At 29.5% G+C, this 25,195-nt stretch carries 14 protein-coding genes; 7 read left to right on the forward strand and 7 right to left on the reverse strand.

Features of this window, described 5'->3' with window-relative positions; genetic code table 11:
* Positions 1-68 precede the first annotated feature (68 nt).
* Together pflA and MHL31_RS02305 are read left to right on the forward strand one after the other, a co-directional pair.
* A complete protein-coding gene (gene pflA, locus MHL31_RS02300; RefSeq protein WP_256451656.1) occupies positions 69-782 on the forward strand; it encodes a pyruvate formate-lyase-activating protein in 714 nt (237 codons plus the stop codon).
* Positions 783-810: 28 nt separating this feature from the next.
* Positions 811-2,064 (forward strand): OFA family MFS transporter, encoded by a 1,254-nt coding sequence (locus MHL31_RS02305; RefSeq protein ID WP_240227468.1) that lies wholly within the window; start codon positions 811-813, stop codon positions 2,062-2,064.
* 13 nt (positions 2,065-2,077) lie between these two features.
* Here MHL31_RS02305 and MHL31_RS02310 read toward each other — a convergent pair whose 3' ends face one another.
* From MHL31_RS02310 to MHL31_RS02320, 3 genes are read right to left on the reverse strand one after another with little or no spacing between them, the layout of a single operon-like run.
* A complete protein-coding gene (locus MHL31_RS02310) occupies positions 2,078-3,259 on the reverse strand; it encodes a DUF5009 domain-containing protein (protein WP_240227469.1) in 1,182 nt (393 codons plus the stop codon).
* Positions 3,260-3,269: 10 nt separating this feature from the next.
* On the reverse strand, positions 3,270-5,117 hold the full coding sequence (locus MHL31_RS02315; protein ID WP_240227470.1) for a sulfatase-like hydrolase/transferase: 1,848 nt from the start codon (positions 5,115-5,117) through the stop codon (positions 3,270-3,272).
* Between the two features lies 1 nt (position 5,118).
* Positions 5,119-6,672 carry an arylsulfatase gene (locus MHL31_RS02320; protein WP_240227471.1) on the reverse strand — a complete coding sequence of 518 codons (1,554 nt, stop codon included), beginning with the start codon at positions 6,670-6,672 and terminating at the stop codon, positions 5,119-5,121.
* Between the two features lie 241 nt (positions 6,673-6,913).
* Between MHL31_RS02320 and MHL31_RS02325 the strand changes: the two genes are divergently transcribed.
* The 3 genes from MHL31_RS02325 to MHL31_RS02335 all read left to right on the forward strand — a co-directional run bounded on the left by MHL31_RS02325 (position 6,914) and on the right by MHL31_RS02335 (position 13,354).
* Positions 6,914-8,347, forward strand: a complete 1,434-nt coding sequence (locus tag MHL31_RS02325; RefSeq protein ID WP_240227472.1) for a sulfatase — start codon at positions 6,914-6,916, stop codon at positions 8,345-8,347.
* A 71-nt stretch (positions 8,348-8,418) separates the two neighbouring features.
* Positions 8,419-9,963, forward strand: a complete 1,545-nt coding sequence (locus MHL31_RS02330; RefSeq protein ID WP_240227473.1) for an arylsulfatase — start codon at positions 8,419-8,421, stop codon at positions 9,961-9,963.
* A 166-nt stretch (positions 9,964-10,129) separates the two neighbouring features.
* The gene (locus MHL31_RS02335; RefSeq protein ID WP_240227474.1) at positions 10,130-13,354 is read left to right on the forward strand and encodes a chondroitinase-B domain-containing protein; all 3,225 of its coding nucleotides are present in this window, start codon (positions 10,130-10,132) and stop codon (positions 13,352-13,354) included.
* 11 nt (positions 13,355-13,365) lie between these two features.
* On the opposite strand, the gene MHL31_RS02340 is transcribed toward MHL31_RS02335, so the two are convergent.
* Positions 13,366-14,559, reverse strand: a complete 1,194-nt coding sequence (locus MHL31_RS02340) for a threonine/serine exporter ThrE family protein (RefSeq protein ID WP_240227475.1) — start codon at positions 14,557-14,559, stop codon at positions 13,366-13,368.
* Positions 14,560-14,741: 182 nt separating this feature from the next.
* Positions 14,742-18,389: a phosphoribosylformylglycinamidine synthase gene (purL, locus tag MHL31_RS02345; RefSeq protein WP_240227476.1), complete on the reverse strand. Its 3,648-nt coding sequence runs from the start codon at positions 18,387-18,389 to the stop codon at positions 14,742-14,744.
* A gap of 328 nt (positions 18,390-18,717) precedes the next feature.
* Here purL and MHL31_RS02350 point away from each other — a divergent pair, with 328 nt between their 5' ends.
* Positions 18,718-20,106 carry an exopolysaccharide biosynthesis polyprenyl glycosylphosphotransferase gene (locus MHL31_RS02350; protein ID WP_240227477.1) on the forward strand — a complete coding sequence of 463 codons (1,389 nt, stop codon included), beginning with the start codon at positions 18,718-18,720 and terminating at the stop codon, positions 20,104-20,106.
* Between the two features lie 85 nt (positions 20,107-20,191).
* On the opposite strand, the gene MHL31_RS02355 is transcribed toward MHL31_RS02350, so the two are convergent.
* Together MHL31_RS02355 and MHL31_RS02360 are read right to left on the reverse strand one after the other, a co-directional pair.
* Positions 20,192-21,325 (reverse strand): hypothetical protein, encoded by a 1,134-nt coding sequence (locus MHL31_RS02355; protein ID WP_240227478.1) that lies wholly within the window; start codon positions 21,323-21,325, stop codon positions 20,192-20,194.
* Between the two features lie 130 nt (positions 21,326-21,455).
* The gene (locus tag MHL31_RS02360) at positions 21,456-22,478 is read right to left on the reverse strand and encodes a cytochrome-c peroxidase (RefSeq protein ID WP_240227479.1); all 1,023 of its coding nucleotides are present in this window, start codon (positions 22,476-22,478) and stop codon (positions 21,456-21,458) included.
* A gap of 118 nt (positions 22,479-22,596) precedes the next feature.
* On the opposite strand from MHL31_RS02360, the gene priA reads away from it, so the two are divergent.
* A complete protein-coding gene (gene priA / locus MHL31_RS02365; protein WP_240227480.1) occupies positions 22,597-25,041 on the forward strand; it encodes a primosomal protein N' in 2,445 nt (814 codons plus the stop codon).
* The last annotated feature ends 154 nt before the right edge of the window (positions 25,042-25,195 follow it).

Genomic DNA, 25,195 nt, shown 5'->3' on the forward strand with positions numbered 1-25,195 from the left:
TTTTTGATGCTTAATTTTTAAACTTTTGCTTTATCAAAACAACTGAGGAAATATTAAAAGTACATTCAATAGAATCTTTTGGAACGCATGACGGTCCCGGAATAAGATTGGTTATTTTTTTACAAGGTTGTAAACTTAAATGTTTGTATTGTCATAATCCAGATACTATTCAAACTTCTGGAGGTATGGAATATAAAATTGAAGATTTGGTTGCTATGGCCATAAAAATGAAGCCTTATTTTGGTAAAACTGGAGGAGTAACAGTTTCTGGAGGAGAACCTTTATTGCAAGCAAAACAATTAATTCCTTTTTTTAAAAGATTAAAAGAAGAGAAAATTCACACTAATATAGATACTAACGGAAGAATTTTAAATCATTTTACAAAAGAATTGTTAGATAATTATGCCGATTTGGTAATGCTAGATATAAAACATATGACCGAAGAAGGCTATGTTGCATTAACTGGAATGCGCAATAAAGAAACAACATTTAAGTTTGCTGCATATAGAGAAGCTTCAGGTAAAAACATGTGGTTACGCTATGTTTTAATTCCTGAAATAACTAATAAACCAGAATTATTACATGCCTTGGGTAAACACTTTAAAAAGTATAAAACCATAGAAAAAATTGAGATTCAACCTTATCATAAATTAGGTATTCACAAATGGAAAGCTTTAGGTTGGGAATATCAATTAGAAGATGCAAGAGAAAATACACCGGAGGAATTAGAAAATGCTTCAGCAATTTTAAAAGAATATTTTAAAGAAGTAAAAATTAATTAGAATTCTTTATAAAAGTAAATAATAAAGCATGAAACAAAAATTAAAAAACCGTTGGTTAATCGCGTTATCTGCAATTGGAATTCACATATCTATTGGTTCTGTATATGCTTATTCAGTAATGACAAACCCAGTAAAAAATATTTTTGAAGTTGAAGGAGGTGATATAAAATGGGCTTTTAAATTAGCGATATTGTTTTTAGGTTTAACAACAACATTTTTGGGTAAATGGGTAGAGAAAATGGGACCTAAAAAAAGTGGTATAATAGCAGGTATATTTTATGGTATCGGTATTATTGGTGCTGGATTAGCTGTTCAAATTACTTCTTTACCGTTGTTTTTTATATGTTATGGTGTTATTGGTGGAATTGGTTTAGGTCTAGGATATATAGCACCCGTAAGTACACTAATAAAATGGTTTCCAGATAGAAGAGGGTTAGCTACCGGGATGGCAATAATGGGTTTTGGTTTTGCTGCTTTAATTTTTGGTCCTATTATGCAAAAATTGTTTGAAAATGTTGGTGTAGCTAATACTTTCTATATTCTAGGTATCATTTATATGATACTTATTTTAGTTTCTGCAAGTTATTTATCAACTCCACCAGATGGATATTTACCTGAGGGTTTTGTCCCTGGAAAAGGGAATAGCGTACAAAAAGATTTAGCGAATATAAGCTCAAAAGAAGCTTTAAAAACAACGTCTTTTTATTATTTATGGATTATGATGTTTATTAATATTGCCTGTGGTATTTCTTTAATTGCAGCTGCAAGTCCTATGATGCAAGAAAAATTAAATTATACACCAATTGAAGCTGCTGCTATAGTTGGTTTTATAGGTATTTTTAATGGTTTAGGACGTCTGTTTTGGTCTAGTTTATCAGATTATTTGGGAAGAATAAATATATTTATATTATTTTTTGTTTTTCAAATTTTTGCTTTTTACTTTCTTCCAAAAATTAATTCTGAATGGATGTTTTTAGCAGTATTATTTACCGTAATTACAATGTATGGAGCTGGTTATGCAATTTTACCGGCTATTGTGGGTGATTTATTTGGAACAAAAGATTTAGGTGTTATTAACGGAAGAGTTTTATCTGCTTGGGCAGTTGCAGGAATTGTAGGTCCTACAATCTACGATGTTATAAAAAAGAGTTCAGGTTCTTTAGATATTACATTAGCTGTTTTTGCTGTTATGTTTATAGTAGCACTAATTATTTCTATTTTATTAAAAAAACTGATTGTTAAAACGCATAAAAAAATGGAATTAAAAAAAGCTATTGCTTAAAGTTATTTTAATATTATAATTTAAGTTTGAATCCTTTTTTAGCTAAAAAACCTGTAAATAGAATAACTAGAAGTGCATAAATTAATGAAATAAATAACCCAATGCTACCCGAATTTAAAAAATCGGGAAATCGAAATCCAGTTATATTTATTAAAGGGTATATAAAGTAAGGGATTAAATAACAAGTTAATGTTGCAGTTCCTGCAGGTTCAATAATTTTAGCCCATTTAATTTTCTTTTTAAAATCTACAATAAAATGTAATATTGTAAAAGAAAAAAAGCCAATACCAATACATATTCCAGACCATGCTGGTGTACCTTGTAATTTTGAAATTCCCCAAAAAGGTTTTGTGATTAGACCATAACAAATAAATATAATTGTTATAGAAGAAAACACTAAAAAAATAACCAATTCACTTTTATTTGAAAGTTTTTTATAGAGCAATGTAGCTAGTATACCTGAAGTTGTAAATGCTGGAATTGTACCATTATAAATAGTATTTAAAATTGATAAATTTGAATTTAGTCGAGGTAGATAATCTAATTGATGTAATAATTGAAGTGCCATAAAAATAAGAAGTACTACTGCCATAAGTTTTAATTTTTTATTAGCAAATAAATAAGCATAAGCATTTACTAAATAAGCCCAGCCAATTAAACCAAGAATACCCCACCATTGTGTTTTCATCCACATTTCTCCTTCAGGACCTCCTATGTAAATGATTGCTAAAAAAATAAGGATTAAAATACCAAAAGCTTTAATAAATTTATGCCATTTAGGGTGGACAGGACTCTTACTCCAGTTCATCCAAATAAGACAAACTGCAATTGCCATTAATAAACACCAAAAATATTTGTCAATTAGCATATGTTCGCTATGAGCACTTTCATAATTAACCATAAAAACCCCAATAATAATTAATGATACAGACCTAATAGCAATATGCTTTACTGTTGAACTTAAGCTTTTACCAATTTTATTTCTGTATTCAATGGCTAAAGGAATACTTAAACCAACAATAAATAAAAATAAAGGAAAAATAACATCAGAAAAACCTAAATAATCTTCGTTGTAACTTGCATGTTTTAACCATTTTGGCACATTGGTTAAAGTAGGAAAATCGTTTACCCATAACATTAAAAACATGGTAATTGCTCTTAAGACATCAATGGATGCTATTCTTTGTAATTTCATAAAAGGATAGTTATTTTATTATTATTTCATCAATAAAAAACCAAGCAGGGTTACCGGCTCCTGTATGCCAATCTGGACAACTGCCAATTCCCTTAATTTTAACTTTTATGAATCTTGCTTTTAGGTTTAAATTTATTGTAGCAGGATTTAAGTTGTTATTATTTTTTGAAATTTCAATGTCTTTAATTTTTTTAGAGTTAAATTCATTTCCATTTTCGGAAAAACTGACTTCAAAATTTTTTGGTGGAAAAATCCAGTCACCAAATGAAGAGAGATAATTTAAATTTATTTCTGAAATCTTTTGTATGTGTTTTAAATCTATAATAAATTCTAAATCGGAACCTTCTGTACCAATCCATTGTCCTGTGCTAAAATCAGCATAGCCTAATTCACCATCTAATAAAACTTCAATGTTTTTATAGTTTGAATGTAGCTTACTAGTTGATGTAATTGTTCCAAAGGTACCTAAATGGCTTACTTTTTTAATTTTTTTAGGAATATCATTTATACTGCCATGTTCCCAAGAAATGTAATCTTTTAAAAGTTCTTCTACAATTTTAGGGTATTCAGAAGCCAGATTTTTCATTTCAGAATTATCAATTTTTAAATTAACTAAAAATAACGCATCAGTATTAAAATCTAGTTTACCTTTATTTGATGTATCTTTTGGATTTCCAATAAGTTTCCAATCTCCTTTTCTAACAACCCACTGATTTCCGTACTTCCAAAAAGCTGAATTTCTAGGTGAATTTACTATTGGGTTTTTTAACATTTTAGAAATATCTAAACCATCTATAGCATTTAATGTAGTATCTAAACTACAAAGTTTAGCTAGTGTAGGCATCCAATCTATATTCATAATAAATTGATTGTTTACTTCATTTTCTGGAAGATGATTTTTCCAATTTATAATTGTTGGAAGTCTAATTCCGCCTTCAAACAAACTACTTTTTGCACCTCTGTACGGACCAGAATTACCTCCACCATTAAAAGCACGTGTTTCGGTTGAATAACCATTATCTGATTGATAAATAATAATTGTATTTTCTCTAATTCCTAAATCATCTAATTTGTCAATTAAAAAACCAATTCTTTCATCAATTGTTGAAATAAAAGCAGCATAATCACCTCTTGGTTTTGGAGTATCTTTATAATAATCACGCCATTTTTGTGTTGGTTGGTAAGGATAATGTGGCATATTTATAGCGTAAAACATAAAAAATGGTTGCTCTTTTTGTTCTTCAACAAAATCAATAGCTTTTTCTGAAGCTAAGTCTGGAAAATATTGACCTTCATAAAAAACTTCTTTTCCGTTTTCATATAAATCATGAACATTTGGACCTTCCCAATAAAAATAATGAGAATAATTATCAATACAGCCTCTTAAATGTCCAAAAGAATAATCAAAACCTTGAGCATTTGGACTACTTTCTATGTCCATACCTAAATGCCATTTACCAATATGTCCTGTTGCATAACCATTATCTTTAAATAATTCAGCCATAGTATATTGTTCAGCAGGTAACCCTTTTGATCCAGGAGAAGCCGAAGTATTGCTAGGTACACCCGCATTTTGAGGATAGTTTCCTGTTAAAAGAGCTGCTCTTGAAGGAGCACAAACAGGTGCTGCAACGTAAGACTGTGTGAATTTTGTACCGCTTTTTGCCAAATTATCAATGTTTGGAGAATAGATGTCTTTTGCACCATAGCTTCCTAAATCTACCGCACCTTGGTCATCGGTATAAATAATAATAACATTTGGTTTTTTGCTAGATTGCGCATAGCAAAAAGACGTACTTAAAACAATAACAAAAATAATTGTACTATATAGATTAAGATGTTTTTTGTTTAAAATCATTTTAAAAAGATTTAGCGTATAATGTTGTTTTGGTATCATTTTTTTGAGGTTTTCCAGGAGTACTTCTTCCGTTATCAATATATTTTTTCATTAAAACGGTTAGTTTTTCAACAATTAGTGGGTTGTCTTCTACAATATTTAATTTTTCTGAAGGATCTGTATCTAAATTGTATAATTGTAATTTAGGTAGGTTCAAATCTTTCAATTGATTTTTAGTTGGATATGCCCATCCACCAGAACCAGCACCAAAAATTAGTTTCCATTTTCCTTGACGAATTGAAAAAACACCTTCAATAGAATGATGTACAGTTGCTTCACGTATTGGGTTTTCTAATGCTTCGCCAGTAAGAATTGGTAATAAATTATAACTGTCTTCAGCTTGGGAATCAAGAAGTGTTTCACCTGTTATTGCAGCAGTTGTCGCCATAAAATCAGTCAAACAAATAGTTTGGGGAGAAGTTGTCCCTTTTTTAATTTTTGAAGGCCATTTTGCAATAAATGGAATGCGATGTCCACCTTCATAAATATCAGCTTTATAACCTCTGTAATTTTTGCTAGGTGTATGTCCGAAGTCGAGTTGCTCTTGTATGTTTGCGACAGGAGCAAAGCCATTATCACTTGTAAATATGATAAGTGTATTTTCAGAAATTCCATTATTTTTTAAGGATTCTTCAACTTGTTTTACAACATTATCAACCATTAAAACAAAATCACCATATACACCAGCGTTACTTTTACCTTTAAATTCTGGAGTTGGTAAAATAGGAGCGTGAGGTGCAGGTAATGGTAAATATAAAAAGAAAGGTTTTTTACGTTTGCTTTGTTTATTAATGTAAGTAATAGCTTTATTAGTTAAATGAGGAAGAACATCTTCGTGTTTAAAATCGTCTCCAATAGGACCTTCTCTCCAAAATCCCTTACCAGTAGTTGCTTCAATAGTACTTATTTTTGAGGCTGTAATCTTTCTGTTTTTAATATAAAAATAAGGAGGAATATCTAAAGATGCTGTTATGCCATAAAATTCATCAAAACCAATATCATTAGGAGTTTTTTTAATAGACTTTTTAAAATTAACAGTACTATCTTTGTTTTTTTGCCAACCCAATCCTAAATGCCATTTTCCAATGCAAGCGGTTGTATAACCTTTTTTCTTTAGTAAAGAAGCTACTGTTGTTCGGTTTTTAGGTATTAAAGGTTTATCGTAACTCCAAAGAACACCGCTTTTAACCCAAGTTCGCCAAGCATATCTACCTGTTAAAATTCCATAACGTGTTGGGGTACAAACGGCAGAATTACTATGTGCATCTGTAAAAGTAATTCCTTCGGACGCTAGTTTGTCGATATTCGGGGTTATTATTTTAGATTCGTTATTTAAGTGCGAAATATCTCCATATCCTAAATCATCTGCTAGTATATAAATAATGTTAGGAAGTTCTTTTTCTTGGGAAAAAGCAACTGTTCCATAAAAAAATACGACTATTACCAATATACATAATTTTAAAAAATTTATTTTAAAATGTAGTTTTGATATAATTTGAAGACCTTTAAATTTCATAAAATATTAATTAACATTAATAAGTCTAAATTTAATATTAATTAATAAAGTAGTAATAGTTTTTAGACGAATGCTCCTTATTGATTTATAAAGGGAGTATAATTTAACTTAAATTTAAATGATGATTTTTTTATTAAAAATATATTGTTTTTGAGTTTTAATGCTAGATATTAGTCATTCGTCTAAATTAAATTTTAAAAAATATAAATTATAGTATATTTAGAATGTTAATATAATTTATATGAAATTTCAATTTTTTTTAATTTTTGCTTTATTTGCTTCACCTATTTTTTCTCAAAAAATTAATAAACCCAATGTACTTTTTATTATTTCAGACGATTTAACAGCAACGGCTGTTTCTTCTTATGAAAATAATGTTTGTAAAACTCCAAATATAGATAAGTTAGCTTTTGAAGGAACACGATTCACAAAAACCTATAGCCAATATCCGGTATGTGGACCTTCAAGAGCCTCCTTATTAACAGGTTATTATCCAAGTGCAACTAAAACGTATGGCTATGTAAGTGGAAGAGAAAATATTGGTTACTCTAGAAATACATTGCCTCAATTATTTAAAAATAATGGTTATTATACTGCTAGGGTAAGTAAAATTTATCATATGGGAATTCCAATTGATATAGAAACCGGATCAAATGGACAAGATGATGAAGCTTCATGGACAGAACGTTTTAACAGTCAAGGTCCAGAATGGAAAGCTAAAGGTGAAGCTGAATTAGTGCAAGGAAATCCCGATGGAAAAATTGAAAGAAAAGGTGGGAATGTTATGACTATTGTTAAAGCTGAAGGAGATGATTTAGCACATTCTGATGGTAAAACCGCTAAAAAAGCAATAGAACTGATAAAAAAACATAAACATGAACCTTTCTTTTTAGCAGTTGGTTTTGTAAGACCTCATGTGCCTTTTGTAGCTCCCAAAAGTTATTTTAAACCTTATCCTTTTGAAGCAATAAAACTTCCTAAAAAAATAGATGGCGATTGGGACGATATTCCTAAACGAGGAATTAATTATGTAACCAGTAAAAATGCTCAAATGAATACAGAGCAAGAAAAGAAAGCGATAGCTGCTTATTATGCAAGTGTTGCTTATATGGATGCACAGGTTGGAAAAGTTTTGAAAGCACTTAAAGATGAAGGTTTAGAAGAAAACACCATTGTAGTTTTTACTTCAGATCACGGTTTTCATTTAGGTGAACATGATTTTTGGATGAAAGTTAGTTTGCACGAAGAATCTGTTAGAGTTCCTATGATTATTAAAGTACCAGGTAAAGAACCAGCTGTTTGTAATTCTTTTACTGAATTATTGGATTTATATCCAACTTTAGCATCCTTAGCTGGATTAAAAGCTTCCAAACATATACAAGGAAAAGATTTAACTCCCTTGCTTTCAAATCCCGATAAAAAAGTAAGAAATATGGCTTTTTCAGTAAGTCAAGGTGGAAAAACTTTTTTAGTTAGAACAAATAAATGGGCATACATTCAATATAATGAAGATGCATCAGCAGGAATAGAACTTTTTGATATGCATAATGATCCACAACAATACACAAATTTAGCAGAAAACCCAAAATATAGACGTGTTGTAAAAAAAATGAAACGTAAATTAAATACTAAACTAGCTAAAATTAGAACGAACGATTTAAATATAAAATATTAATAATTGTATTTAATACGTTTATTAAATATTTTAGTACTTTTATACTATTAATATTTTTAATGCTTCATAAAATGAAATTAGAATTCAGAAAAATAGTTTTACTATTTATTTTATTAGTTAATTTATGTGCTTGTAAAGAAGTGCCTACTAAAAAAAACATATCAAAACCAAATGTTATTTACATATTAGCCGATGATTTAGGCTATGGAGAATTAGGTGTTTATGGTCAAGAAAAAATTCAAACTCCCAATATTGATGCTTTAGCAAATTCAGGAATGTTATTTAAACAACATTATTCTGGAGCTCCTGTTTGTGCACCATCTAGATATATGTTAATGACAGGAAAACATGCTGGACATGCAAGAATAAGAGGAAACGATGAGTGGGCTGAAAGAGGAGATGTTTGGAATTTTGAAGCTGTAATAAATGATCCAAATTTAGAAGGTCAGCGCCCAATTTTAAATACTACAGAAACAATTGGAAAAGTGATGCAAAAGGCAGGTTATAAAACAGCAATTGTAGGGAAATGGGGTTTAGGAGCACCTTTAACAGAAGGAATACCTACAAAAAGTGGATTCGACTTTTTTTATGGGTATAATTGCCAAAGACAAGCGCATCAATTATATCCAAAACATTTATGGAAAAATGATGAAAAAGAATGGTTAAATAACGATTTAATTGCTCCAGGTACAAAATTAGATAAAGGTACAGATCCTATGGATATTGCTAGTTATAGCAAGTATGAACAAGTAGATTATGCACCTGCTAAAATGCAAACAGAAGTGTTAAACTTTATTGAAGAAAATAAAGAACAACCATTTTTCATGTATTATGCTACCCCTTTACCTCATTTACCTTTGCAAGTCCCACATAAATATATTGAAAAATATGTTGAGTTATTTGGTGATGAATCTCCTTATTTGGGAGATAAAGGTTATTTTCCTAATAGATATCCACATGCGGCTTATGCTGGTATGATTTCTTATTTAGATGATCAAGTGGGTGAAATTGTTGCCAAATTAAAGGAATTAAATCTATACGAAAATACAATTGTTGTTTTTACAAGTGATAATGGTCCTAGTTATTTAGGTGGTGTAGATGCCGAATTTTTTAATAGTGCTAGACCTTTTAATAATAACTTCGGACATACAAAAGGTTTTACTTATGAAGGAGGTATACGAGTGCCAATGATTGCAAGTTGGCCAGGTAAAATTAAAGCAGGAAGTACAACAAATCATATTTCAGCTTTTTGGGACGTAATGCCAACACTTGGTGAATTAGTAAATGCAGATGTACCACAAGATATTGATGGTATTAGCTTTTTACCGACTTTGTTAGGAACTGAGAAACAACAAAATCATGATTTTTTATATTGGGAATTTCCTGCTCAAAAAGGGCAACAAGCTGTAAGAATGGGTAACTGGAAAGCTGTGAGAAAAAATATTTTTAATGGAAATATGACATTAGAATTATACAATTTAGAAAATGATCCATTTGAAACAACAGATGTTGCATTAAAATTTCCCCAAATAGTATCTAAAATAGAAACTATTATGAAAAATGAACATACAACTGCAGCAATAGATAAATTTAAAATAAAACAATTAGGAGATTAGTTTTAAACCAATTTCTAATTCTTATTAGAATATTTCGTTGTTCTCGTATTTCACTATTTTATAATTATAAACTATTTGTTTCTAGTAGAATAATTCATATATTTGGTAAACCAAATTGGTAAACCAGTTTAAATTAAACCAAATATATTTTATACTACTTGCAAATATGAAAAAGAAATACCTTAAACTAAGCATTATAGTTAGTACTTTATTACTAATAACGCAGATTTCAATTTCTCAAACAATTTATACAATAGATGATCCAGAAAAATTAGAAGATCAAACTTATGTGGCAGGAGATGAAATTATTTTAGCAAATGGTATTTATAATACAGATGAACGTATAAATTTTGTAGGTAATGGTACTGCAGAAAAACCAATTATTTTTAGAGCAGAGTCTCCAGGAGGTGTAATTTTTACAGGAGGTTTAAAAATGAATATTGGTGGAGATTATGTTATTGTTGACGGTTTTCATTGGAAAGGTGGATATGGTGCAAGTAATTTTATTCAATTTAGAAATGGCTACGATTATGCCAATTATAGTACTATCCAAAATTGTGCAATAGATGGTTTAGAAATTGAACCAGATGATAAGGTTGAAGATTTAGCTGAAGGGGCAATTACAAAACATAGATGGATTGTGTTATACGGAACACATAATTCGGTAATTAATTGCTCTTTTATGAATAAAGAAAGCGCTGGAGCTCTAATTCTTGCTGAATATGCATATAATGCGTTTCCAAATGTTGCTGAAGGTGAGACAGAAGTAAACAATAGTTGTGAGTTAGTAGGTCACACAATAAGTAACAATTATTTTTATAATTTCGTTAAAATGGATGCTTCATTAAGTAATTCGGGAGATAGTGAAACTATAAGAATAGGTACTAGTGAATATCAAAATGTAAATAGTGGTGCAACAGTAAGTAATAATTATTTTGTTGAAGCAAATGGTGAGAATGAAATTATTACTAATAAAAGTAAAAATAATACGTATGTAAATAACACCTTCAGAAGGTCTAGAGGATCTTTAGTTCTTAGGCATGGTTCTAGAGCAACTGTTGAAGGGAATTATTTTTTAGGAGAAAATGTTGACGGTACAGGAGGTATTAGAATTACCGATAGTTATCATAATATAACCAATAATTATATTCAAGATTGTATTACAGTTGTTGACCAGGCTAAGTGGAATAATGGAATTACTTTTATTGGTGGTAGTGCAAATGCAGACGTAGATTGTAATTCTACAGATGTTTCAAATGGATACCAGAAAACAACCGATATTAATGTTTCTAACAATACAATTATCAATACCAACTCACCTTTATATTATAACACAGATAAAGGATCAACCGACCCAACGGGTAATATAACTAATAATTTAATTTATTTTTCTGAAGATAATTCTAACGTATCTGATGTTGTTTCTGGAGCGTATAACGATCTTGGTAAAGCTTTAACTTACTCAGGAAATATTTATTCTGGAACAGCATTGGGAGCAGTAAATGATGGCTTTTCATTAGCAACAGATATAACAGCTACTGAAAATGGCGAAATTTTCACTTTTTCTGGAACTGCTTCCATAGGAAAAGGAGCGAATATGGATGCTTTTTCAATTAAAACTGACGCTATGGTTGGTTACGGAATTGGAGCTTGTTTTTTAGATGCATCAGGTACTAATATAACAGATGGAGATTGTACAATTACTGTTACAGAGCCATATGAATATTTAAATATCAGTAATTTATCGATGCTTACTTATGAAGCAGCTTCTTATAATATTACTGTTACAGCTAATATTGGTTGGTTAGCCGAGTCTAACGAATCTTGGATAACCATTAATCCAAATTCTGGTACTGATAATGAAATTATAACTATTTCCGTTACTGAAAATACAACTCCTGCTAGTAGAGTAGGTACCATAATTTTTAAAGGTACAGGAGAGGATGATATTGAAAAAACACTAACAATAATTCAAGATAAACCCGATGTAACAGCTGGTTTAACTATAATTAATTCTGGTGTAAATGGAGCTCCTGTTACTATTGATTCTTTTTCTAAACAAGAAGTAAGTGAAAGTGCTGGAAAAACAAATTATGCATCTAATTCATTAGATAAAAACACTGGTACATATTGGGTGGCAGATGACACGGATGATGATGGTGAATATATTATTTATGACTTAGGTTCAAAATATAATTTAGATTTGATTGAGATTTCTACAAATAGTAAATCTGATGCTTATGCTTTTCAAATTTGGATTTCTACTACAGATACAGAAGAAAGTAGCTTTACACAACTACTAACTGAAACAACTTATTTGTTTACCGAAGCAAATTCAACTGAATTTAATCAATTTGTGTTAAATGGTGAAGCTGCAACTTATGTAAAAATTATTGGTTTTGGTCGTTTTTCAAATACTAATACTGGTGAAGAAATTAAAAGTAGTGATTGGACTACAATTGATGCTATTAATTTTTATGGTAAAGAAGAAACCAATAATACAGATGAAGAAGATGATGACAATGATGGCGTTCCAAATATAAATGATTCCTGTCCTAATACTCCAGAAGATTCAGATGTGAATGCACAAGGTTGTTCTGAAAGTGAATTAGATGACGATAATGATGGCGTTTTTAATGATATAGATCAATGTGCTAATTCAACTCAAGGAATGCAAGTAAATGAAGTTGGTTGTTTTGAATTACTAGCAAATAATTTTAAAATTGAGACTGTTAGTGAAACGTGTCCAACTAAAAACAATGGAAAAATAATAATTACTGCAGAAGAAAACTTAAATTATACCACTAGTATTAATGGAAAGTCATACACTTTTAATAGTATTTTAGAAGTTGATTCTTTAGAACCTAAAACCTACAACTTTTGTATTGTAGTAGATGGAGAAAGCTTTGAGCAATGTTTTAATGCTATTGTTGAAGCTGGTACCACTGTATCCGGAAAAACGTCAATTACTTCAAACAAAGTAAAAATAGATATTGAAAAGGGTACTGCTCCTTATAATGTTTCTATAAATGGAAAAGAAGCTTTTAAAACAATGAATACTTCATTTGAAATAAATGTATTACCAGGAGATTTAGTTCAAGTAAAAACTAGCGTAAATTGTGAAGGTGTTTTGTCTAAACAAATAGATTTAATTGAAGGTATTACAGCATATCCAAATCCTACAACTGGAAAAACTATACTAAATTTACCAGTTAACATTAAAAATGTATTAGTAGAATTGTATAGTATGCAGTCGCAACTAATTTCCTCAAAAAATTACAATGTTAATTATGGGAAAACAGCAATTTCTTTAGAAAATTTACCAACGGGAATCTACCTTGCAAAAGTTATGTTAGATAAACCTGTAACCATAAAAATTATAAAAGAGTAGTTGTTTTTTAATTATCGCTTTCTAAATACTCCTGAAAATAATAAACCACCAATAATTCCCATTAAGGTATAAGCTACTTGTTCGTAAAGATTATCCGCAATTATAATTGATGAATTTAAAAAAGAACTGCTAAGTCCCATAAAGGATTTACTACCCGGCACAAGCATTACAATACCTTGTGTTAAAAATACTGTTTTTGGTGTTTTTGTCATTCTATTAAAAAAATGGCTAATAGCAACAGCCATAATTGTTCCAATAAAAGTACTAAATAACACACCATACCCTGAAAATAAAACAGTAGTGAAAAACACAAGAACTCCAGTGATAACACCCCAAATCATATCTTTTTTTCGAACCTGAAAAATAGTTAAAAGACTTATTGAGAATAAAGGAATTCCGCAAAACATAATCCAATGAGGTAAATCGGAAACATGAATTAATTCCTTAAAATCAATAATGGAAGCCATTAAAGCTAATCCTAATAAAACTCCAAAAAATTGTTTAAATAATGATATAATTGAATCAAACAATTTTGCTCCTCCAGAGACTAAGCTTTTTGACGTTATTTCTTCTAAAGAAGTCGTTATAGATAATCCAGGAATAAATATAATTATGGAAGATAAAATAAGGATTCCAACATTAAGTTCAGGAAAGACTAAATGTAATAAACTGGCTAGTACTGTTATAATAAATGAAACCAATGACTCTAAAACAGTTTCTAAATAATTAGATTTAGTAGATAAATATACAAAAGGATAAACTAAACCTCCTAAAATCAAAGCAAAAATTAAAGAAATCCAATTGGTTCCAATCATTAAGCTAAACGATGCAGCAGCTATTGCATAAGAAATTAATAAAAGAGAATGATTCGTTTTTGTAGCTTCTTTATTGATTTTTTCTAATTCTAAAACCACTTCGGTGCTGTCAATTTCTTTTGAAATTACTTTATTGGTAACTTCATCAACGCGAGATAATCCACCTAAATTTAGAACTCCAGGAGGAATACATTCTATATAATTATAGGTTTGCTCATCTTCATAAAACACATAATTTATCCAAGTAGGTAAGTCCATAAACACACCCTTTATATCTTCTGTTTTAGATACTTTAGTTAAATAAGACTGTACTTTATAAGAAGGCACTCCATAAATATGAAGGGCTTTCCCTAATTCAATAATGTGTTTGTATTTTTCAGGAATATTCATTTGATTCAATCCAATTTAAAAATGCAAATGTAAGCTATTGAATCATATGTTTTTAAAATAATTTATATGAATTTATGATTGTTTAAATATAGGTTTTATAGTTTGATTTTAAATAATTTACTAAATTATAAGCATAAAAAAAGGCTCTCATTTGAAAGCCTTTATTATGTAAGTATTGTTTTTTATTTAGTAAGCCATTTTCTTGCATTTACAAAAGCTTCAGCCCAAGGTGAAACTTCGTCTTTTCTTCCAGCTGGATAGTTTGCCCAGTTCCATTGAAAAATTGAACGCTCAATATGTGGCATCATCACTAAATGACGACCGTCTTTTGAGCTCATCATTGCAGTATTATAATCGGATCCATTTGGGTTTGCAGGATAACCTTCATAACCATATTTAGCTACAATATTGTATTCCTTTTCTTCCATTGGTAAGTTGAATTTTCCTTCCCCGTGTGAAATCCAAACTCCTAAAGTGCTTCCAGCTAACGTAGAAAGCATTACCGAGTTATTCTCTTGAATAGTTACTGAAGTAAAATTACTTTCGTGTTTGTGAGAGTCGTTATGTAACATTTTTCCGTGAACTTCGTGTTCAGGATTTATTTCTTCTAATTCCATAAACAATTGACAACCATTACAAATTCCAACGGAAAGTGTATCTTTTCTTTTGAAGAAGTTTTGTAAAGCAGTATTTGCTTTTTCATTGTATAAAAATGCACCAGCCCAACCTTTTGCCGAACCTAATACATCTGAATTACTAAAGCCACCAACAGCACCCACAAACTGAATATCTTCTAAAGTTTCACGACCAGAAATTAAATCGGTCATATGAACATCTTTTACATCAAAACCGGCTAAATACATGGCATTTGCCATTTCACGTTCAGAATTCGATCCTTTTTCACGGATAATAGCTGCTTTTGGTCTTGGTTTAGAAGCATCAACTTTAGGAAGTTTTCCTGTGAAATTAGTTGGGAACGTATATTTTAAAGGCTGTACTTTATAATTTTCAAAACGATCTTTAGCTAAGTTGTTTGCAGTTTGTTTATTATCTAATAAGTAAGAAGTTTCAAACCAAACGTCTCTATATTTTGCGATGTCTAATTTACAAGGTCCAAAATCTAAAGTAGCTTCATTAGTAACTGTTCCTAATTTATAAAAAGAAACATTTTGTGCATTTAGTTTATTTTCAACTAATAGATCTTCTTTCGCTTGAAAAACAATTCCAATATTTTCAGAAAATAAATATTTAATAATGTCTTTTTCTTCAAAAACAGAGAAATCTATTTTTAAGCCCAGATTGTTATCTGCAAAACACATTTCAAGTAGTGTAGTAATTAAACCACCACTTCCAATATCGTGACCAGCAACAATTGCTTCTTCTGAAATTAATGCTTGAATGGTATTAAATGCATTTTTGAAAAATGAAGCATCTTTAATAGTTGGAGCTTCATTTCCAATTTTATTTAAGGTTTGCGCAAAAGAAGAACCACCTAATTTAAATTCGTCTTGTGAAAGATTGATATAATAAACAGAAGCACCACTTTTTTGTAAAACAGGTTCTACAACTTTTTTAATATCTGTACAATTTCCTGCCGCTGAAATAATAACCGTTCCAGGTGCAATTACTTCATCATTAGGATATTTTTGCTTCATAGATAAAGAATCTTTACCCGTTGGAACATTAATACCTAATTCAATAGCAAAATCTGAAACCGACTGTACAGCTTTGTATAAACGCGCATCTTCTCCTTCATTTTTACAAGGCCACATCCAGTTTGCAGATAAAGAAATTCCTTTTAAACCATCTTTAATAGGTGCCCAAATAATATTTGATAAAGATTCTGCAATGGCGGTTCTACTACCAGCTACAGGATCAATAAGTGCTGCAACCGGAGAATGTCCAATAGAAGTTGCAATTCCTTCAATTCCATTGTAATCTAGCGCCATAACACCAACATTATTTAAAGGTAATTGTAAAGGTCCTGCACATTGTTGTTTGGCTACTTTTCCGCCTACACAACGGTCTACTTTATTTGTTAACCAATCTTTACAAGCAACAGCTTCTAATTTTAGAACTTCCTCTAAATAGGTTGAAATATTACGAATAGAGTATTCTAAATTTGAATAATCATACGTAATAGTTTTATCATTCATAATTGTTTTTGGAGAGCTTCCAAACATATCATTCATTTCTAAATCCATTGGTTTTTCACCAGTAGTTTTAGATTCAAAAGTAAAACGATTGTTGTTTGTAACGTCACCAACTTCGTAATAAGGAGAACGTTCACGATCGGCAATTCTATGTAAATATTCAGCATCTTCTTTTCCAATAACCAATCCCATACGTTCTTGAGATTCGTTTCCAATAATTTCTTTAGCTGAAAGGGTAGGGTCTCCAACAGGTAATTTATCTAAATCTATCAATCCACCAGTTTCTTCAACCAGTTCAGATAAACAATTTAAATGTCCACCAGCACCGTGATCGTGAATAGAAACAATACTGTTTTTATCACTTTCTACCATTCCACGAATGGCATTGGCAGCACGTTTTTGCATTTCTGGATTGGAACGTTGCACGGCATTTAATTCAATACCACTAGCAAATTCACCAGTATCAGCTGATGAAACTGCAGCACCACCCATTCCAATTCTATAATTGTCACCACCTAATATTACTATTTTATCGGCATTGTTTGGTTTGTCTTTCAACGCTTGTTCAGCTTTTCCATAGCCAATACCACCGGCTTGCATAATTACTTTATCAAAACCTAATTTTCGCGCTTGCTCTTCGTGTTCAAATGTTAATAAAGAACCAGTAATTAAAGGTTGTCCAAATTTATTTCCAAAATCTGAAGCTCCATTTGATGCTTTTATTAAAATATCCATAGGAGTTTGGTACAACCAGTCGCGTTCTTCCATTCCGTTTTCCCACGGACGATTTTCATTTAAACGAGAATAAGAAGTCATATAAACTGCAGTTCCAGCTAACGGAAGCGAGCCTTTTCCACCAGCTAAACGGTCTCTAATTTCACCACCAGAACCTGTTGCAGCACCGTTAAAAGGTTCTACCGTAGTTGGGAAATTATGTGTTTCAGCTTTTAATGAAATTACAGATTTAAAATCTTTTTTCTCATAAAAATCAGGTTTGTCGGCAGATTTTGGTGCGAATTGCTCCACCGTTGGTCCTTCAACAAAAGCTACATTATCTTTATAGGCTGAAACAATTCCGTTGTGGTTTGTTTCAGAAGTTTTACGAATTAATTTAAATAGGGAAGAAGGCATTTCTTCACCATCAATAATAAATGTTCCGTTGAAAATTTTATGTCTACAATGTTCAGAATTTACTTGAGAAAACCCAAACACTTCAGAATCGGTTAATTTTCTACCAATTTTTGTGCTTATGCCGTTTAGGTATTCAACTTCTTCATCACTTAAACTCAATCCTTCTTGAATGTTATAAGCTGCAATGTCATCAATAGCTAAAACAGGAGCAGGTTTTGTATTTATAGTAAAAATATCTTGATTTAATTTTTCATATTTTTGAAAAATCATTGGGTCAAAGTCTTCATCTTTATTTGAAGCGGTAAATTCTTCAATTCTTACAATACCATCAATTGCCATATTCTGCGTAATTTCAACAGCATTGGTACTCCAAGGAGTTATCATAGCGGCACGAGGTCCAATAAAAAAAGCATCTATAGATGCCTTATCAAGCTTTGGTTGGTTCCCAAAAAGCCAATTTAATTTTTGAATAGTTTCTTGCGAAAGTTCTTTTGCTGTTTGCACAGCAAAAATTTTACTGTTTTGGTTTCCAAAGAAATGAATCATATGTAAGATTTATTTGTAAATAGTTAGAAAAATGCAAATTTAACCAAAATATTAGAAATTTCTTTGTTAGTTTTTACAGAATTTAAACAGTTATTAAATGAGTTTTAAACAATTTTGAATAATTAGATTAAGAACAAATATAATACTTGTTAATTTTTATTTGCTACAACTTGTAAGTATTCTATAATCAGTTAGTTAAGTTTTTGTGATGTGTATTTTTATACTTTGGTATTTTAAAATATTAAATTATTAATGAATGTATTGTTTTTAAAAAATAATAAAAACAATAGAAGTATGTATATTTATAAAATATTTAATAGGTGGTTTTATGCTCCGAAAAAACATTAATTTTTCAATTTCAGAAAGAAAACTTTTATTAAAGTTTTTCGATATTCTTTTTGTTTTTGCTGGTTTGATAGTAATGTTTTATTTTTTTGATTTTCATTATTTTAAACCCGAAGAAGCTAATTTTTATGGGTATTTATTTGTACTAATTTGTTACGTATTATTGTTTGGTCAATTATTTGAAATGTATAATCTACAAGTTGCAAACGATAAATATCAAATTTTTAAAAATACATTACTTACAGGTTTTTTTACAAGCCTTTTTTACGTGTTCACGCCTATAATAACACCAGTATTACCTGTAAATAGGCTACAGATTTTATATTTATTTTTAGCAATTACTGTTTCTATTTATTGTTGGCGCTTTATTTATACTCAATTTGTGTTTTCTCCTTTGTTTTTTAATAAAATACTTATTATCAGTTCAGATAAAAATTTTGTAGCTGATTTAATAAAAACAATAAAACTTAAAGCTCCTTATAATTATATTGTGGGTTATAGCTGTCCAACAGCACTTATAGGTTGTACGGAAAAGTATTTAAATAATAGAGATTTGGATCTTAAACAGTTAGTTGAAAAAAATCAAATTAATGAAATTGTTGTTGATGGTTTTCAGAAAAATGATTTAACTAATAAATTTACACAAGAGCTTATTTTTCTTTTTAAACAAGGTGTTACTATTTCAAATTCAGAGAATTTTATGGAATCAATTTATAAACGAATTCCAGAATCTCAATTAAACGAGAATTTTTATAACCACCTTAATTTTAATAAAAATCATCAAAATAAAATTTATCTTACTTTTCATAGGTTATTTGATGTTGTTTTATCAATAATTGGAATATGTTTTTTACTTATAAGTATTCCATTTATATATGTTGGAAATGTTTTTTTTAATAAAGGTTCGTTGTTTTATCTACAAGAGCGAGTAGGTAAAGGAGGTTTTTTATTTAAGATTATTAAATTTAGAACGATGGTTCCAGGTGCTGAAAAAAATGGTGCAGAATGGGCACAAAAAAATGATGCTAGAATCACTAAATTCGGTAAGTTTTTAAGAAATACAAGGTTAGATGAGGTGCCTCAATTTATAAATATTTTAAAAGGTGAAATGAGTGTTATTGGACCTCGTCCAGAGCGCCCAGAGTTTGTTGAAGCACTAAGTAAAGAACATCCTTTTTATACTATTAGAAATGTAATTAAGCCAGGTTTAACAGGCTGGGCTCAAGTAGAATATCCTTATGCAAGCTCTAAAGAAGAGCAATATATGAAATTGCGTTATGATTTATATTATATGAAAGAACGCAATTTATTACTTGATTTTAAAATTATTATAAAAACAATAAGTACTATTTTGTTTTATAGAGGTAACTAAATAATTTTTATAAAAAAACATCGAAATTTTAAATTTCGATGTTTTAATTTAATCTATAGCTAATTTTAGTTTGTAAAACTAATTATTAACTTCTTCGTTTAGTTTTACTATTTGATTTAGATGCTGTACTTTTAGAAGAGCTTCTAGTTGTAGATGTAGAAACACTTCTTTTTTGAGTAGTTCTACTTGGTGTATAAGTTTTAGAACTTTTTGTTCTATTTTGACTTATAGAACTACTTCTATTAGCAGAATTACTAGTATTTCTATTTTGAATTGTTCTTGTAGGTGTACTAGTTTTTACTGTTTTTGTACGCGTTATAGTTGTACTGGTATTTCTTTTTTGAGCAGTACTATTTCTATTTCCAATTATATTAGTATTTCTATTGTTTCCTATTATGTTAGTATTACTGCGTGAACGGTTAATTACCGACGTGTTTCTATTATTACCTATAACATTTCTTTTTACTTGAGTATGTGATTTTGAATTGTTTGTATTTCTATATGCAACATTGCTAGTTCGTCTTTTAGGTACATTAGTTGCTATACGTTGTCTGTTATTACTTTTAGCATATGTTTTATGTCTACTGTAATATTTATTGTTTTTATAATATTTGTTTCTAGAATGATCGCTATAATATCTGTAACGATTAGGTTTATAATTATATCTATAAGGTTTATAGCTTACAATTCTAAAATCAAATAATGGTCTTGTAAAAAAATTGTGGTATGGGTGAAATACATATCTACGGTTGTAGCTATTTATATAACCAGAATAATGAGAAAACAACCCGTAATTATTATAGTAAACTCTAAGTCCACCTAATCTAACCACTCTGTTATTAGTATAATTAATATCTATATTACCAACTTTTGCTACACGTCCATAATAATCGTAATAAATAGGTATATTTTCTATTTGAATGATTGCTCCATAGTCATCATATTGAACATAGGCATCGTAATTATAACCAGAGTTATAGCTTATATTTACTCCATTACTACTGTAGCTAGCACTAAAATCACTTCGTGGATTTATATAAAAATCGAATTCACCATTTTGAAAAATAGAAAAAGTAACACCGTCTTCAACAAAAGTAAATGAATTTTCATAATTATTATTGGAATAATGGTTTGTTGAAGTTGTATTAGTTGTGTTTGAAGCAAAAGTTCCTAAACTAACTAATAAAAAGGTTGCGAATAAAAGTATTTTATTTTTCATAATGTTTGATTTTAAGGTTACTATTAAAATAGTTGGTTAGTTAGCAACTACGTTTATTACAAAACAAACAACGTGCCAAAAAAAAAGTCCGATAAAAATATCGGACTTTAAAAGGTATAAAATTTGGGTTTTAAATATCGTCTGGTAATTCTCCTGTTAACGAATTTAAAAATGCATAAATAGCTTCTAATTCGTCAGTAGTAAATTCTTTATTTAATTGTACTTTAGCCATTATTTGTACGGCTTCTTTTAAATCGTAAACACTTCCATCATGAAAATAAGGGTATGTTTTAGCAATATTTCTTAATGAAGGAGATTTAAAAATGTACTTATCTGAATCTTTTTCTGTTACTTCAAATTTACCTTCATCAATAGTTTTACTTTTAGTATGTTTCCAGTAATCATCAAATATTCCAAATTTTTGATGCATATTACCACCTAAAGCAGTTCCAGAGTGGCAGGCAACACATCCTTTATCAATAAATAAATTTAAACCTTTAATCTCTATATCAGTAAGTGCAGTAACATCACCCTCTAAAAAATCATCAAATTTTGAAGGTGTTATTAATTTACGCTCAAAAGCACCAATGGCATCTTGAATATTTTTATAAGAAATTGGGCTTTTATCTTCAGGAAAAGCTTTTTCAAATAATAGATTATATTCGTCTTCTTTAGAGAGTCTTTTTACTACTTCTTCTTCGCTAGGCATTGCCATTTCTACAGGGTTTAATATTGGTCCTCCAGCTTGTTCTTCAACATCTTCGGCTCTACCATCCCAAAATTGATTTATATGTAAGGCAGCATTTAAAACTGTAGGTGAGTTTCTTGTTCCTAAACCACCATCATTTCCAGGAGATGTGCTTAAATTATCTACTCCATATGTTTCTAAATTATGACAAGTATTACAACTTTGAGTATTGTCTTTTGATAATTTATTATCAAAATATAATTTTTTCCCTAAGGCAACTTTTTCTTCTGTAATAGGGTTGTTTGGATTTTCAGCAACTTTAGGTAATACTCCAAAAAGTGACGCAGATTTTTTTTGAAGTGCCACATATTCTGGATTTATTTTTTCTTGCTCTTTGTCTTTTTGTTTTTCTTTACAACTAATAAAAAGTGTAATTAATAAGCTCGCTACCAAGTATTTTTTCATATGAAATTATTTTAAAAATGATTTGTATCAAATTTAATAATTTTGTCTTTAAAAAAAGCAACTTATATAACAGATTTTAATTTTTTTATATAATATTTGTCATTAAAATTATTTTAAATTGAACTATTATAGCAACGTAATATTACCCATTCCACTTTCAAAGTTATTTACGTATAAAATAACAGAGGCAGAAGCTAATTTTTTAAAGCCAGGAATGCGTGTTGCTGTTGAGTTTGGAAAATCTAAAATATATACTGCGCTAGTTTATAATATTCATAATACACCACCAGTTGGTTATGAAGCAAAAGAAATTTACCAAATTTTAGATGAATTTCCAATAGTCAATCAAATACAATTAAAACATTGGGATTGGTTAGCTAATTACTATATGTGTGCTTTAGGTGAAGTATTTAGAGCAGCATTACCAAGTGCATTTTTATTAGAAAGTGAAACAGAGATTCAGTTAGTTGCTGGTTTTACAAATGAAGGGATATTATCTGACGAAGAATTTTTAATTTTTGAAGCTTTACAGCATCAATCGCAACTTTCAATTTTTAAAATTATTGAAATATTAGGGAAAAAGAATGTATTTCCAGTAATAAAACGATTGATAGAAAAAAATGTAATTGTAGTTAAAGAGCAAATTTATGAGCAATATAAGCCAAAGCTTATAAAATATATTCGTTTAAAAGAACCTTGGAATTCAAAAAATAAATTATCTGAATTATTGGAGAATTTAAGTAGGGCAAAAAAACAACGAGAGTTAATTTTAACCTATTTTCAATTAGAAAGTTTAAAAAAACCAATTAAAGCTACGGATCTTCAAGAAAAAGCTTCAACATCAAATTCTGTACTAAAATCGTTAATAGATAAAGAAATTTTCGAATATTATTTTATTCAAAAAGACCGTATAAATTTTAATGGAACAACTTCAGATATAAAAGAACTAACTATTTACCAACAAGAAGCTTTTGAAAGTGTAAAAACATCTTTTAAAACAAAGCAAGTAACTCTATTAAAAGGAATTACTAGTAGTGGTAAAACAGAAATCTATGTTAAGTTAATTAAAAACTTGCTTGAAGAAGGCAAACAAGTACTTTATTTGTTACCCGAAATAGCTTTAACCACGCAATTAATAGAAAGGTTACAACATTATTTTGGAGATTATTTATCTGTATTTCATTCAAAATATTCTATGAATGAACGTGTTGAAGTATGGAATAATGTACTGGAAAATAAACAAAAAGCACAACTTGTTTTAGGGGCACGTTCTTCATTGTTTTTACCATTTTCAAATTTAAGTTTTGTTATTGTTGATGAAGAACATGAACCTTCTTTTAAACAATACGATCCTGCTCCACGTTACCATGCAAGAGACGCAGCTATAGTTTTAGCAAATTTACATAAAGCTAAAGTTTTATTGGGTTCTGCAACGCCAAGTATCGAAACTTTTTACAACGCACAACAAGGTAAATACGGTTATGTGGAATTAAATAGGCGTTTTGGAAATGTATTATTACCAGAAATAGAATTAGTTGATGTTAAAGAAAAACATCGAAAAAAAAGAATGAAAGGTCATTTTTCTGATAGACTTTTAGAAATGATTCAAGATGCTTTGGATGAAAAAGAACAAGTAATTTTATTTCAAAATAGAAGAGGTTTTGCTCCTGTTGTAGAATGTGAAACTTGTGGTGTTTCACCTCAATGTCCGCAGTGCGATGTAAGTTTAACTTTTCATAGTTTTAGAAAAGAATTACGTTGCCATTATTGTGGTTATAGGCAAGCTATGCCTCATAATTGTGGTGCTTGTGGAAGTGAAAAATTAAATACAAAAGGTTTTGGTACTGAGCAGATTGAACAGGAATTAGAACAATTATTTCCAGATGCTTCTATTGGTAGAATGGATTTAGATACCACGCGTGGTAAATATGGCTATCAAAAAATAATAGGTAAATTTGAAGCACAAGAAATAGATATATTAGTTGGTACACAAATGCTTTCAAAAGGACTAGATTTTGCAAATGTTTCTTTAGTTGGAATTATGAATGCAGATACAATGCTTAATTTTCCTGATTTTAGAGCACATGAACGTAGTTATCAATTAATGGTTCAAGTTGCAGGAAGAGCTGGAAGATCAAAAAAAAGAGGAAAAGTGACTATACAAACGTTTAACCCATACCATCAAATTTTACAGCAAGTATCGACCAATTCATATAAAGAAATGTTTAAAGAACAATTAGATGAACGTTGGCAATATCATTACCCACCATTTTATAGGATTATTAAAATTACATTACGTCATAAAGATTATGTAAGGGTAGAAGAAGGTGCTAATTGGCTAGGTAAATCTTTAACAAACATTTTTAAAGAACAAATTTTAGGACCAACAACACCGGCAATATCTAAAATTCGTAATTATTACATTCGTCATATTATTATAAAAATTCCACCAAAACAATCTATTGGAGTTACTAAAAATAATATTTTACGAGTCAAAAATTCGTTCCAAGCAGTTAAACAATTTCGTTCTATTAAATTAAATATAGATGTAGATAATTATTAAAGCAATCTATAATGAGTTTTAGATTAAAAGGTTTAGTGCTTGTTTTTCAACATGTTAAATGTTTTAAATGTAAATGTTAACTATTAAAAAAACAGCATAAAATACAAGTAATTTAATATTTAATATCAAATACTTCTTTTTTATTAATTAACTA

The organism is Lutibacter sp. A80, assembly GCF_022429645.1.
Lineage (GTDB): Bacteria > Bacteroidota > Bacteroidia > Flavobacteriales > Flavobacteriaceae > Lutibacter.

What these genes read in the sequence shown, in the direction of transcription:
- MHL31_RS02305 (WP_240227468.1), top strand. Translation starts at nt 811, where the DNA reads ATGAAACAAAAATTAAAAAACCGTTGGTTAATCGCGTTATCTGCAATT.
- MHL31_RS02310 (WP_240227469.1), bottom strand. Translation starts at nt 3,259, where the DNA reads ATGAAATTACAAAGAATAGCATCCATTGATGTCTTAAGAGCAATTACC.
- MHL31_RS02315 (WP_240227470.1), bottom strand. Translation starts at nt 5,117, where the DNA reads ATGATTTTAAACAAAAAACATCTTAATCTATATAGTACAATTATTTTT.
- MHL31_RS02320 (WP_240227471.1), bottom strand. Translation starts at nt 6,672, where the DNA reads ATGAAATTTAAAGGTCTTCAAATTATATCAAAACTACATTTTAAAATA.
- MHL31_RS02325 (WP_240227472.1), top strand. Translation starts at nt 6,914, where the DNA reads ATGAAATTTCAATTTTTTTTAATTTTTGCTTTATTTGCTTCACCTATT.
- MHL31_RS02330 (WP_240227473.1), top strand. Translation starts at nt 8,419, where the DNA reads ATGAAATTAGAATTCAGAAAAATAGTTTTACTATTTATTTTATTAGTT.
- MHL31_RS02335 (WP_240227474.1), top strand. Translation starts at nt 10,130, where the DNA reads ATGAAAAAGAAATACCTTAAACTAAGCATTATAGTTAGTACTTTATTA.
- MHL31_RS02340 (WP_240227475.1), bottom strand. Translation starts at nt 14,559, where the DNA reads ATGAATATTCCTGAAAAATACAAACACATTATTGAATTAGGGAAAGCC.
- purL (WP_240227476.1), bottom strand. Translation starts at nt 18,389, where the DNA reads ATGATTCATTTCTTTGGAAACCAAAACAGTAAAATTTTTGCTGTGCAA.
- MHL31_RS02350 (WP_240227477.1), top strand. Translation starts at nt 18,718, where the DNA reads ATGCTCCGAAAAAACATTAATTTTTCAATTTCAGAAAGAAAACTTTTA.
- MHL31_RS02355 (WP_240227478.1), bottom strand. Translation starts at nt 21,325, where the DNA reads ATGAAAAATAAAATACTTTTATTCGCAACCTTTTTATTAGTTAGTTTA.
- MHL31_RS02360 (WP_240227479.1), bottom strand. Translation starts at nt 22,478, where the DNA reads ATGAAAAAATACTTGGTAGCGAGCTTATTAATTACACTTTTTATTAGT.